This is a genomic window from Pseudomonas guariconensis (assembly GCF_024127895.1).
Taxonomy (GTDB): Bacteria; Pseudomonadota; Gammaproteobacteria; order Pseudomonadales; family Pseudomonadaceae; genus Aquipseudomonas; species Aquipseudomonas guariconensis_B.
In genome coordinates this window covers 73,255-85,664 of record NZ_JAMYBK010000021.1, presented here as the reverse complement: position 1 = coordinate 85,664, position 12,410 = coordinate 73,255, and the positions used below count along the sequence as shown (strand labels likewise).

11 protein-coding genes are annotated in these 12,410 nt (G+C 62.4%); 1 reads left to right on the top strand and 10 read right to left on the bottom strand.

Annotated elements, in window-relative coordinates:
- Positions 1–182 precede the first annotated feature (182 nt).
- From NJF35_RS19415 to NJF35_RS19370, 10 genes are all read right to left on the bottom strand, one after another.
- Positions 183–2,747, bottom strand: coding sequence for an ATP-binding protein (locus NJF35_RS19415; protein WP_253091388.1), 2,565 nt, complete (start codon positions 2,745–2,747; stop codon positions 183–185).
- Positions 2,748–2,815: 68 nt separating this feature from the next.
- Positions 2,816–3,058, bottom strand: coding sequence for an aldehyde dehydrogenase family protein (locus tag NJF35_RS19410; RefSeq protein WP_253080721.1), 243 nt, complete (start codon positions 3,056–3,058; stop codon positions 2,816–2,818).
- The gene (locus NJF35_RS19405; protein WP_253080720.1) at positions 3,055–4,338 is read right to left on the bottom strand and encodes an NAD(P)/FAD-dependent oxidoreductase; all 1,284 of its coding nucleotides are present in this window, start codon (positions 4,336–4,338) and stop codon (positions 3,055–3,057) included. The genes NJF35_RS19410 and NJF35_RS19405 overlap by 4 nt, the downstream gene beginning before the upstream one ends.
- Positions 4,335–5,366: a 4-hydroxyproline epimerase gene (locus NJF35_RS19400; RefSeq protein ID WP_253080719.1), complete on the bottom strand. Its 1,032-nt coding sequence runs from the start codon at positions 5,364–5,366 to the stop codon at positions 4,335–4,337. Before NJF35_RS19400 ends, NJF35_RS19405 begins: the two co-directional genes overlap by 4 nt.
- Before the next feature lie 56 nt (positions 5,367–5,422).
- On the bottom strand, positions 5,423–6,301 hold the full coding sequence (dapA, locus tag NJF35_RS19395) for a 4-hydroxy-tetrahydrodipicolinate synthase (protein ID WP_253080718.1): 879 nt from the start codon (positions 6,299–6,301) through the stop codon (positions 5,423–5,425).
- Between the two features lie 44 nt (positions 6,302–6,345).
- Positions 6,346–7,011: an amino acid ABC transporter permease gene (locus tag NJF35_RS19390; RefSeq protein ID WP_253080717.1), complete on the bottom strand. Its 666-nt coding sequence runs from the start codon at positions 7,009–7,011 to the stop codon at positions 6,346–6,348.
- 10 nt (positions 7,012–7,021) lie between these two features.
- A complete protein-coding gene (locus NJF35_RS19385) occupies positions 7,022–7,693 on the bottom strand; it encodes an amino acid ABC transporter permease (protein ID WP_253080716.1) in 672 nt (223 codons plus the stop codon).
- Positions 7,694–7,704: 11 nt separating this feature from the next.
- On the bottom strand, positions 7,705–8,523 hold the full coding sequence (locus NJF35_RS19380; RefSeq protein WP_253080715.1) for an amino acid ABC transporter ATP-binding protein: 819 nt from the start codon (positions 8,521–8,523) through the stop codon (positions 7,705–7,707).
- A 53-nt stretch (positions 8,524–8,576) separates the two neighbouring features.
- Positions 8,577–9,422 (bottom strand): transporter substrate-binding domain-containing protein, encoded by an 846-nt coding sequence (locus tag NJF35_RS19375; protein WP_253080714.1) that lies wholly within the window; start codon positions 9,420–9,422, stop codon positions 8,577–8,579.
- A 234-nt stretch (positions 9,423–9,656) separates the two neighbouring features.
- Positions 9,657–10,568 (bottom strand): LysR family transcriptional regulator, encoded by a 912-nt coding sequence (locus tag NJF35_RS19370; RefSeq protein WP_253080713.1) that lies wholly within the window; start codon positions 10,566–10,568, stop codon positions 9,657–9,659.
- A gap of 135 nt (positions 10,569–10,703) precedes the next feature.
- On the opposite strand from NJF35_RS19370, the gene NJF35_RS19365 reads away from it, so the two are divergent.
- Positions 10,704–12,200: a CoA-acylating methylmalonate-semialdehyde dehydrogenase gene (locus NJF35_RS19365; protein ID WP_253080712.1), complete on the top strand. Its 1,497-nt coding sequence runs from the start codon at positions 10,704–10,706 to the stop codon at positions 12,198–12,200.
- Positions 12,201–12,410: the final 210 nt, after the last annotated feature.

Sequence of the window (12,410 nt, the reverse complement as noted above, 5' to 3'; positions counted from 1 at the left end):
CCAGAACCATGCGCACGGCACGTTCACGGACTTCAGGGGAGTAGGTCGTAGTCTTTTTCATGGCCTCATCTTCTCAAGAGTTGAGGCCTCCACGAAACCCGGGGCGGTTCAAGAGCGCTATGAGTGCGCTGTTGCCAAACTACTAGCCTTCCAGCTTCGCTTACCGCTCCATAAAATTTCCTTTACCGCCCCACGGCCGTTTTTGTGCTGCCACCATGCTGCGTGATGCGAGGACGGCACTTGATCTTCACCGCGCCCCGGGTGAAGGAGTCGTCCGAGGCCTTGCTCGACCACACATAGGCTTCGCCGGTTCCGAGATGGCTCATCTTGTCGGAGGTCAACTCGCCAAGGGCAGCATTTGCCTTCTGGATATGCTTCAGCCAGGCGGGCGAGTTGAACTTATGCATGATGATCTGCGATGACAGCTCGATCAGGGAGACAGGGACCGATGGCGGATCCTGAGAGGCGACCATGATGCTGGTCCCCTTGTGTCGCATCTCACGGACAACCTCTACCAGGCCGGAAACCAGGTCATCGTTCTCGATGTACTTATGAGCTTCATCGAAAACCACGAGCTTGTTGAAGGCACTTCCTTGATAGGTTGCTTCCGAGAAGATTTGCAGCATCACCACGAACAGTCCGAGGGCCTCGTCCTTTTCGATGTATTCATCTCGCAGATCCACGATGATTAACCTGCCTGGACGAATCAGATCCTGGAGCCGCTGGTTATCATCGATATATTCGCTGGCGAACAGCAGACGCGTCTGAGCCAGCTCTTTCAGGTGATCGGATAGACTAGAGTTATCGATGCCTGCTCGCAGGGCATCCAAGGTCAGGTTGTCCCGCAGCCCCCTCATGATGAGATTGATTTGCCGCATATACATGCTCTGGCTGCCAATCGCTCCCATCAGGAATTTCCAGTGCGCCGCCTTGAGTTCGGAGGCAGAAAAAGCGAGCGGCTTAACTTCGATATCCGGGTACTCGGCCCGGCGATCATCCACCTTGTTTGCCGGGGTAAGAATCAGGACATCCTCCAGGGCTTCCGGGTTGGCCTTGTAACGCTCACGAAGGATGCGGATCTCTTCGTCCACCGAGTTGGCATTGATCATCGAGGTAAACTCCGGCGCATAATCCTGCGTCGGGCTGTAATGGAAGATGACCGTGGCGAGCGGGCTTGGCAGCACATTGATGTGCTGAAGCGGCATGGAGACCATCTCAATGACTGTTCCAAGGGTGTAGCTCTTGCCGCCGCCTTGAACCCCAAAGAGACTGATTGTGTGGGTATGGTTGAGGTCCAGCGCGATTTTCCTGCCGGAAACCTCTCCGAGCAATCCGTACTGGGGTGAGTCACCATTAACGCCCAGCATAATGTCATAGCTGACCTCGGCTTGAAGCGCAGGCTCGGGTGTCGGATGTTCCGGCGCTTCATACTTGGGTTGAACAGGTTCCGCCGGGTCAACAGCAACGGCGGCGGGCTGCTCGTCTTCTTTTTCTTCTTCAGGCGCAATGGTGGAAGTTCGAGATGCTTGCTTGACAGGTTCAGCCTGTTCTTCCTCTTGGACAGGTGCGGGCGTTTCCTCTCCAGCAGGTGGTGTTAGCTGGGTGATTGGTGCCTTCGGCTCTTCGTCCCACAGCTCATCCACCGTCCAGGACGTTGACCGGGCTCTCTTGGGTGCGATGAAAACGGCTGTCTCGAGCTTCGGTACGCTCGGTATAAACTGCTCGCTCAGGAGGTGCACGGTCGGTTCCTCCTCAATCTCGCCCGAAACAGGCTTGCGGCAGTTCTCCAGTAAGGCGCGAATGAGATCCTTACCGATGCGGTGGAATTCAATGCCAACCTCGTTGTCCGGGGCCTCGGTTCCGGTCTTGTCGAAGTCGAAGATCAGGGCGCAGCGTCTGAACTGAAGCGAGTAGCCCTGCTCGATGGATTCAAGTAACCCTCGTGCTTCCTGCGCAGCAGTCGCATCAAAGATCCCGTAACGCAGTGAGCGCTCTAGATAGAAACGAAGGATCTGAGCCAACTCCCGGCTCTTGAGCAACCTATCCGGCCGGTCCGGCTTCTTCAAGGCCGGGTCAAAGTGGCGCTGGAGGATGCGCTCGCTCTGATTGATCTGGGCGGAAATCCGTTCCTTCAGTTGGTTGAAGGCCGCAAAGTCGCCAACTTGCGAATAGCATTTCACCTCGACCAGGTTGCAAGTGATCGTTCTGGTGTTCAAATCCAAATCGAACAATCCCAAGTCGGTGCGTTGCAGGCTGATTGCATCATTGACACCGTCTGACTCACCGCTTGAGCGGTAAAGGTCCGTGTGCGCATCCAACGGCACAATGACCTGATTGCTCAATGCGCCCTGATATTCGAGGTAGAGCCGAGCCAAAGCCAGGCCAAGTGCTTCCGCCTGTTGTGTGCGAGCAGAAATCAGCTTCAGAGCGAGCTGACCGGACAGCGACCGCAGATTTGCCAGGATCTGAACCGACTGCTCGCCGTCGGCGGACAAGCCATGCTCAAGCAGCACCGGCTTCAGCATCGCCTCCAGTTCATCGTTCGAGCGCGACGAGATGATCAGGTTGTGTGTCGCCTGGGAGCTGGCTCCCGGCACATAGTCAATCAGATAGTCCGGTCTGTTCTTCCGGCCGCCATGGTCGAAGAACTCAATCCCCATATTTCGGTCGATGGTGAACACCCAATCGCTGATCTGGTGAACCTCGTAGATCAGTTCTCGTTGGGCCACATCGAGGCCAAGGGTCACCACAGGCACAGCTTTGAAGCTGGCACCAGAAGCAGCAACCGCTGAGGTAGCAAAACAGAGGTGCCGGCTCAGGGACGAAAGCAAATCGAAGCACGCCGCATGGTTGTCCGCGCCGAACCGCTCATCTGCGGCCAGGGGCCCGCATCGAAAGCCTGCCGGGCGGCCTTCACCGCCAGGTCGACGTCTTCGGCAGTAGCCGCCGCAACCCGGGTGATCACATTTTCACTGCTCGGGTCGAGGGTGTCGAAGGTGCCGCCCTTGGCAGGCGCCACCCATTGGCCATTGATGTAGAGCTGGTCGTACGAAGTCATGCGAATCCTCCAATGAAAGCGAATCGTTTGGCGCTGAAGGGCGTGAGGTCCTGGGCTGGGGTTCGTCCGGCAGCCATGTCGGCGATCAGGCGACCGCTGGTGGCGCCAAGCGTCAGGCCGAGCTGGCCGTGGCCGAAGGCCATGAGAACATTGCCCAGGCGCGGGGAGCGGTCGATCACCGGCTTGGTATCCGGCAGGAACGGCCGATAGCCCACGCCGTATTCGAAGTGGCTGTCCTGCAATTGCGGGAGAATCCGTTTGGCCTTCTCCAGGATGATCTCGGCACGCTTGAAATTGGGCTCGGCGTTGGCGCCGGCGAACTCGATGGTGCCGCCGATCTGCAGGCCGCGCGTCATGGGGCTGAAACAGAAGCCGCCATCGGCGTAGATCACCGAATGGCGGATCTCCACGCCAGGCTCGGGCAACACCACCTGATACCCGGCGATGCCGGCCAGGGGAATGTCCACGCCCAGTTGCGAGAAGAACTGGCGGGAACCGGTGCCGGCAGCCACCACCACATGCTCGGCCGGCAGGCGGTCGCCGCTGGCCAGGGTAACGCCAGTGGCGCGGTCCGCCACGCTGTCGATGCGTTTCGCCTGGTCGCGTACACGGACGCCGCCCTGGTCGATGAAGCTCTGGGTCAGTGCCGCGATGAAGCCTTCGGTATCGCTCACCGCGCGCCAATCGGGGAACAGCAGGCCGTGCCTGAACTTGCCGGCCAGGGCGGGCTCCAGATCGGCGATGGCGGCGGCGTCCAGCTCTTCCGAGCTGAAGCCGAGGGATTTGCGCAGTTCCAGATGGGGACGCTCGTGAATCACGCCGGCGGACGAGTCGAAGACTTCGATGATTGGGCGATCACCCAGCAAGGTCTTATCGGCGCACGCATCCAGCAGTGGTGCGTAATCCCCATAGACATTCCCGGTCAGCGTGGCCATGGCCTCGGCGATCTCGACAATCTTCGAGTGGCGCGCACAGGCCACGAAACGCAGGAACCACGGCAGGATGCCCGGCAATGCACTGGGGCGCAGGGCCAGCGGGCCCTTCTGGTCCAGCAGCCAGGTCGGAATCTTCTTCAGGATGCCGGGCTTGGACAGCGGAATGACCTCGCTCACCGCCATCTGCCCGCAGCTCCACTTCGCCGTGCTGTCGCCCGGTGCGGCGGGGTCCACCAGGGTGACGCGGTAGCCTTCGCGTTGCAGGTAGAGCGCGCAGCAGACACCGACTATGCCGCCGCCGATGACCACTGCCGACTCAAGGGCCTGGCCTTGTTGATCGTTCATGCGGCCCCCTTCTTGCCAACGAAATCACCGAGTGAAAAACCATCCCAGTATGGCTGCTGGTCATCCACGTGGAACTCGGCCCGCCCGGTGATCCAGGCGCGGCCTTCGATGCTCGGGTACACCGCAGCGGCGCCGTTCGACAGGCTGGTCGTGGCCTCGACGCGGCCGGTGAAGCGGCTGCCGATGATGCTCTCGTGGCGGAAGGCTTCGCCCTCGGCGAGCCAGCCGCGTGCATGGCGCTGGGCGACGCGGGCGGAGGTGCCGGTGCCGCAGGGGGAGCGGTCCACCAGGCTGTCGCCAGCGATCACCACCGCACGTCCATGGGAATCCCGGGCCAGCGGATGGCCGGTCCACATGCAGTGCTTCACGCCACGGATCGTGGCATCGCCCGGGTGCACCACATCGAAGCTGGCGTTGACCAGCCGCTGCACTTCCCTGCCCCACTCCAGCAGTTGCTCGGGGGTGAAATGCTCGCAGCCGGCGTAGTTGGCCTGGACTTCGATGATCGGATAGAAGTTGCCGCCGTAGGCGATGTCGAGTTTCAGCTTGCCCAGTTGCGGCAGGTAGATCTGCACGTCCTGGTAGAGCAGGAAGCCGGGCACGTTGGTGAAGCGTACCGAGGTGACCTTGCCGCCCTGCTGCTCGTAGCGAGCGCGGATCTGGCCAGCCGGCACATCCACCACCACCTGGCCCGGCGTCTTCGGCTTCACCAGGCCCGCTTCCAGGGCGAAGGTGATGGAGCCGAGGGTGGCGTGACCGCACATCGGCAGGCAGCCGGAGGTTTCGATGAACAGCAGGCTGAAATCGGCCTCGGCGCTGACCGGGGGATAAAGAAGGGTTCCCGACATGTGCGAGTGGCCACGGGGTTCCAGCATCAGCGCCCGACGGACCCAGTCGTACTCCTCAATGAAATGCCGGCGCCGCTCGCTCATGGTCGCGCCGCGCAGCTCCGGTGCGCCGCCCACCACCATACGCACAGGCATGCCTTCGGTGTGGCCTTCGATACAGGTGAAAACTTGGCTGGTCATCTCTGCTCTCTCGGTAAACGGCATCGACCCCATTGGGAGCCGATGCCGGCTTCGGGTCAACGCTGGGACGCTTCGAACACCTTGCGGAATTCGGCCTTCTCGTCATCGGTCAGGGGTTGCAGCGGCATGCGTGCATTGCCGGCTTTGAAGCCCGCCAGTTCGCAACCGTATTTCACCTTCTGGATGAACTTGCCCGACTCCATGCTGGCCATCACCGGGAACAGCGAGCGCATCACCGCCTGGGCGCCGGCAAGGTCGCCCGAGGAATACTTGCGGTAGAAGTCCACCACCTGGTCCGGGAAGCAGTTGGCCGGGCCGCAGATCCAGCTGCTGGCGCCCCACAGGAAGAAATCCAGGGCCTGGTCGTCGGAGCCGCAGGACAGCTGGTAGTTGTCCTTGTAGGTGTTGCCGATCTCGATGGCGCGCAGCAGGTTGCCGCTGCTTTCCTTGATGGCGATGACGCGGGGGTTGTCCTTGAAGGCTTCCAGCACATCGAAGCCGACTTCCACGTTGGTGCGCACCGGGTAGTTGTAGAGCACCACGTTGACATCCGGTACCGCATCGAGGATCGCCTGGTAGTGGCCAATCAGTTCCTGCTGGGACGGCAGCGCGTAGTACGGCGGCGCGATCAGCAGGTTGCTGTAGCCGGCGTCGCGGGTCTGCTTGACCTGCTCGATCACTTCGCGGGTGCAGGAGCCGTTGGCGCCGGCGATCAGTACGCCGCGGTCAGCCACCACTTCCTTCACGGTCGCCATGACCTGGCGGCGCTCGTCATTGGTCAGCGCGTAGTACTCGCCGGTGGAGCCCAGGGGCACGAAGCCGCTGACGCCTGCTTTCAATTGGTACTCGATGATGGCGGCCAGGGTTTCGTGATCGACCGCGCCGGACTTGTCGAAGGGCGTGACCAGGGCGGGCAGGATGCCTTTCAGTTGCATGGATTTTCTCCAGATTGTGGGGCCAGGAAGGGCTTTTTCGGGGGTTAGTAGGCGTAGCGCCGGAGCATCCGGGCTTCGACCACGCCGACCAGGCGGGTCAGCGGGAAAGCCACGAGGAAATAGATGACGGCGACGGCGGAGAGAAACTCGACCGGCCGGGCCGTACTGTTGGAAATGTTCTGGCCGACGAACATCAGGTCGGCGATGCCCACCGAGGAGATCAGCGCACTCTCCTTGAACAGGCTGACCACGTTCGACAGCAGCGGCGGGATGGCCCGCAGCAGCGCCTGCGGGAAGATCACGTAGAGCACCTTCACCCGCGAGGTCAGGCCCAGGGCGGTGCACGCGTCATGCTGTTCGCTGGCGATGGACTTCAGCGCGCCGCGGAAGGTCTCGCTGGTGATGGCGGCCATATAGAGGGTGAGCGAGATGATCACCGATACGTACGGCGGGATATCCAGGCCGAAGACCACCGGAAAGCAGAAGAACACCCAGAACAGCTGGATCAGCAGCGGCGTGCCGCGAAAGAACTCCACATAAAGGGTGGTCGACAGCTTCAGCAGCTTGATGCGTGAGATGCGCAACAGACTGAGCACGAACCCGGCCAGACTGCCGATCACCGCGCAGCCGAGGGTGATGGCGAGAGTCAGCGCCAGGCCCTTGAGCAGCACATGCCAATAAGTCAGGACGATGGAGAAATCGATAGTCATGGCGTTCTCCTCAGCGCGCGGCCGCAGCGTCCTGGCGACGCTCGATCAGTTGCACCAACTGGCCGATCGGCAGCGACAGGGCGAAGTAGATCAGGGCGATCAGGGTGTAGGTTTCCAGCGGACGGTAAGCCTCGGTGGCCAGGCTCTTGCCCACGTACATCAGGTCGGCAACCGCGACGATGGCGACCAGCGCACTCTGCTGGAGGGTCCCGATGCCATTGGTCATCAGCACCGGCAGGGCACTGCGCAACGCCTGCGGAAGCACCACGTACAGGGTGCGCTGCCAGGGACGCAGGCCCAGGGCGACACAGGCATCCAGATGTTCGCGCGGCACCGCCTGGACGCCGGCGCGATAGGCCTCGGCATTGAATGCGGTGAGGTTCAGGCCCAGCGCCAGGAAGCCCATGGCCACCGGGTCGATAAACACGTTGAACAGCATCGGCACGCAGTAGAAGAACCAGACGATCTGCAGCAGCGCCGGGGTGCAGCGGAAGAACTCGATGAACAACTGGGCCGGCCAGCGCAGGAAAAACCAGCGGCTCATGGTCAGCAGGCACAGGCCGAATCCCAGCACCAGCCCGATGAGGTTGGAGACCAGCGCCAGTTCCAGCGTCACCTTCAGGCCGTCCCACAGGACACCGAAGTTTCCGCTGAGGAAGTGGAAGTCGAATTGATAGTTCATGGCTTCACCCCTCAGTCCAGGTGCAGGACTTTTTCGAGAAATTCCCGGGTACGGGCTTCTTTGGGCTGGGTGAAGATCTGCTCCGGCGGCCCCTGCTCCACCACCTTGCCGTTGGCGCAGAACACCACGCGGGTGGCGATGTGCCGGGCGAAGTGCATGTCGTGGGTGACGATGATCATCGCCATCTTCTGTTCGGCCAGCTGCATCATTACGTTCTGCACCTCGATGACCATTTCCGGGTCGAGGGCGGAGGTCACCTCATCGAACAGCATCAGCTTGGGTTCCAGCATCAGCGCCCGGGCGATGGCCACGCGCTGCTTCTGTCCGCCGGAGAGCTGGCTGGGGTAGGCGTCGAGCTTGCTTTCCAGCCCCAGGCGCGCCAGATACATGCGGGCCCGCTCGGTGGCTTCGGCCTTCGACAGGCCATGGACCTTGGTGGGCGCCAGGATCAGGTTGCCCAGCACCGACAGGTGCGGGAACAGCGTGTAGTGCTGGAACACCATGCCGATCTGGTTCCGCAGGCCCTCGTCCAGGGTCTTGGCGCGAGTGGCGCCACCGTTGATATAGGGCTTGCCCTGGAAGCTGATGGTCCCGCCCTGGATACCTTCCAGCCCCATCAGGACCCGCAGCAGGGAACTCTTGCCACTACCGCTCGGACCGATGATCACCAGACGGTCGTCGGCGCGCATGTCCAGGTTCAGGTTGTCCATCACCACCAGCTGCTCGCCGTAGGATTTACACACGCTACGCAGCTGGATGAAGTCGCCGGAAGCCGAATCGGAGGCGAACGCGGGCTGTGGCTGGGCGGCCACCAGATAGGGGGAATTCATAGGGAATTTCTCCGGGAGGGCTCCACAGGGAGCCCTCAGGGGTCAACGAGAGGTCACTGGGCGGATTTTTCTTCGGCGTTGGCCTGCATGGAGGCCTTGTCGACCAGGGCGTCGATCTCACCGGTTTCGCGGCGCTGGGTGACGTAGATGTTCAGCACCTGCAGGTCGGCGGCGCTGGCGTCACGGCGCAGGCCGAAAGCCACGCCCTGCTTGGCGAGTGCCGGCTTGGGCAGGACTTCCCTGGCCCAGTCAGGGTTGGCCAGGGCGAAGAGATGGTTGGTGTCACTGGCGTCCACCAGCACATCGGCACGACGGGACATCACCGCCAGGCGGGTCTCATCCATGCCGGGCAGGCGCATGACCCTGGCGTTCTTCAGCACGGCGGAGATGGCCTTGTCCTGGGCGGTGCCAGACATCACGGCGAAGGTGACGCCTTCCTTGTCGTAGTCGGCGACAGTGTTCCCGGCACCGGCGAACTTGGGGTTGTCCTTGTTCACCAGTAGCGACACCTGGTAGTCGGTGGCCGGCGCCGAGAAAGACACCGCCAGAGCCCGCTCCGGGGTCTGGTTCAGCGCCATGGCCAGGTCCCACTTGCCGCTCTGCAGTCCAGCGACAAGGTTGTCCCAGTTGGTATCCACGAACTCGACCTTGACCTTCAGCACCTTCTCACCGAAGTCGCGGCACAGATCCACGAAGTAGCCGCTGTACTGGCCGCTCGCAGCATCCCGCATGACATAGGGTGCAGCCACAGCGGCGCCGCAACGCAATACACCGGTCTTTTGAATGTCTTTCCAGATTTGAGTTTCGGCCGCCTGGGCGGGGGCCTGGGCAAGCAATGCGCCGGCGGTGGCGACACAAGCGATCACACTGCGGATGGAGCGAGAGAAGAACCGAGCCATTTTGAATCTCTCCGGTAACGTTGTTTTTGTAGGCAGAAGAGTCAGCAATCGATTTTTGCGCTGCATTTTTTACTGCGCATCTCATTGTGTGCAGCGCTGTATTCAGACTAGGGCCGATCAAAAGTTCGTGTCAACACGCGCCCTGAAACTTTTTTGCGGGAATGACCGAACGGTCGCGCCCGTTCCAGGGAACGGGGCGACTGCGGGAAGGCTGGCAGTGAGATGCGGCGGGGCTTAGCGGGTGCCTTGGAGGGAATCGAGGAAGCGTTCGAGGATCAGGTTCTGCCGGCGCCCCTTGCGGGTCGCGACCGCCAGCTTGGCGTCGAAGAACAGGCGATCCGGGCTCAAGGGCGCCATCAGGCCCTTCTCCACCCAGGTGGCAGCGTAGTGATCCGGCAGGAAGCCGATGTAACTGCCCGTGAGGATCAGGAAGGCGATGCCCTCCCGGTCCGTGGCCGAGGCGGCGAAGTTGAGCAGCTGGTGCAGCCCGATGGCTTCGACGGTCATGCGGTAGCTGGGCACCACTGCATCGGCGTGGCGCAGATCATCGTTGCTGACCTCGGCAGCCCGCTTGAACAGCGGGTGCTCGTGGCTGCAGTAGAGGTTGGAGCGCTCCTCGTAGAGCAGGCTGTACTCCAGCCCCGACAGGGGCGTGATCAGTGGCACGGCGCCCACATGCAAGCGGCCGTCCAGCAGGCCGCGCTCGATCTCGCCGGGGGTACTCATGCTGAGGTTGATGCGCACCCCGGCCCCTTCGGCACGCACGGCCTTGAGCGCCTGGGTGATACGCATGCGGGGCTGGGTTACCAGGTTGTTGACGATCCCGACGTTGAGATCACCGCGCAACTGCTGGTGCATCTGGTTGACCTCGCTGCGGAAGCCCTCGATGGCCACCAGCACCGTCTCGCTGGCGCGCAGCACTTCCCTCCCCTCGTCAGTCAGCGCGAAACCGGCGCGGCCCCGCTGGCAGAGCCGCATGCCGAGGCGCTTTTCCAGGTCGCTCATGTGCAGGCTGATGGCCGAGCGGCTGATGCCCAGCGCGCCCTCCGCCGCAGCGAAGCTGCCGCATTCGGCCACCGTCTTGAACAGCCGCAACAGGCGCAGATCGAAGTCGCTGACCTGGCTCAGTGGGGACTTCTTCGGCATAGGTGAGTTTTCCAATAAGTGAATGCAAGTAAATAAAGATTTAACTCACCCATACGATCGGCACAAGCTGAAAGCCACCTGTCACCCGCCGGTTTCCGGCTGCCCATCCATCAGTTTCACGTTCGAGGAACCGCAATGACGACCATCCCGCATCTGATCAACGGCGAACGCATCACTGAGCAAGACCGCACCGCGGACGTGTTCAACCCGTCCACCGGAGAAGCCCAGCGCAAGGTCGGCCTGGCCAGCCGCGCCACCATCCAGCAGGCCATCGACGCCGCCAAGGCCGCTTTCCCGGCCTGGCGCAACACCCCGCCGGCCAAGCGCGCCCAGGTGCTGTTCCGCTTCAAGCAACTGCTGGAAGCCAACGAGGCGGTGATTGCCAAGCTGATCGCCGAAGAGCACGGCAAGACCCTGGAAGACGCCGCCGGCGAGCTCAAGCGCGGCATCGAGAACGTCGAGTACGCCTGTGCCGCCCCGGAAATCCTCAAGGGCGAATACAGCCGCAATGTCGGCCCGAACATCGATGCCTGGAGCGACTTCCAGCCGCTGGGCGTGGTCGCCGGCATCACCCCGTTCAACTTCCCGGCCATGGTGCCGCTGTGGATGTACCCGCTGGCCATCGCCTGCGGCAACACCTTCATCCTCAAGCCCTCCGAGCGTGACCCGAGCTCCACCCTGTTCATCGCCGAACTGTTCCACCAGGCCGGCCTGCCCAAGGGCGTGCTGAATGTGGTCAACGGCGACAAGGAAGCCGTGGACGCGCTGATCGAAGCGCCGGAAGTCAAAGCCATCAGCTTCGTCGGCTCGACCCCGATCGCCGAGTACATCTATGCCGAAGGCAGCAAGCGCGGCAAGCGCGTGCAGGCCCTGGGCGGCGCGAAGAACCACGCTGTGCTGATGCCCGACGCCGACCTCGACAACGCCGTCAGTGCGCTGATGGGCGCCGCCTATGGTTCCTGCGGCGAGCGCTGCATGGCCATCTCCGTCGCCGTGTGCGTAGGCGACCAGATCGCCGATGCCCTGGTGGAGAAGATCGTGCCGCAGATCAAGGGCCTGAAGATCGGCGCCGGCACCTGCACCGGCCTGGACATGGGCCCGCTGGTCACCGCCGCCGCCCGCGACAAGGTGGTCGGCTACATCGACGACGGCGTGGCCGCTGGCGCCAAGCTGGTGGTGGACGGCCGCGGCTACCGCGTTGCCGGCCATGAAGATGGTTACTTCGTCGGCGGCACCCTGTTCGACAACGTCACCACCGACATGCGCATCTACCAGGAAGAAATCTTCGGCCCGGTGCTCTGCATCGTCCGCGTCGGCAGCCTGGAAGAAGCCATGCAGCTGATCAACGAGCACGAATACGGCAACGGCACCTGCATCTTCACCCGCGACGGTGAAGCCGCCCGCCTGTTCTGCTACGAGATCGAAGTGGGCATGGTCGGCGTCAACGTGCCGCTGCCGGTGCCGGTGGCCTACCACAGCTTCGGCGGCTGGAAGCGCTCGCTGTTCGGCGACCTGCACGCCTATGGCCCGGACGGCGTGCGCTTCTACACCCGCAAGAAAGCCATCACCCAGCGCTGGCCCAAGCGCGCCAGCCACGAGGCCGCGCAGTTCGCCTTCCCCAGCAACGGCTGAGGACGGCAAAGCGTTCGAGCAGCGTCGCTAATCCATTTTGTGTCGGGCTGATGGTGCCGACGCTGTTCGCACCCGCAGATCGTTATCACGATCTGCGGCCTCTCCCAACCTCCAGGTGCCCGCCTGCAAGTTGAACCCTCGCGAACCATACGTTTGGATACTCCACATCCACTCAGCAGCGGGCCTCTCGCTTGAATTCAGCGGAGAAAG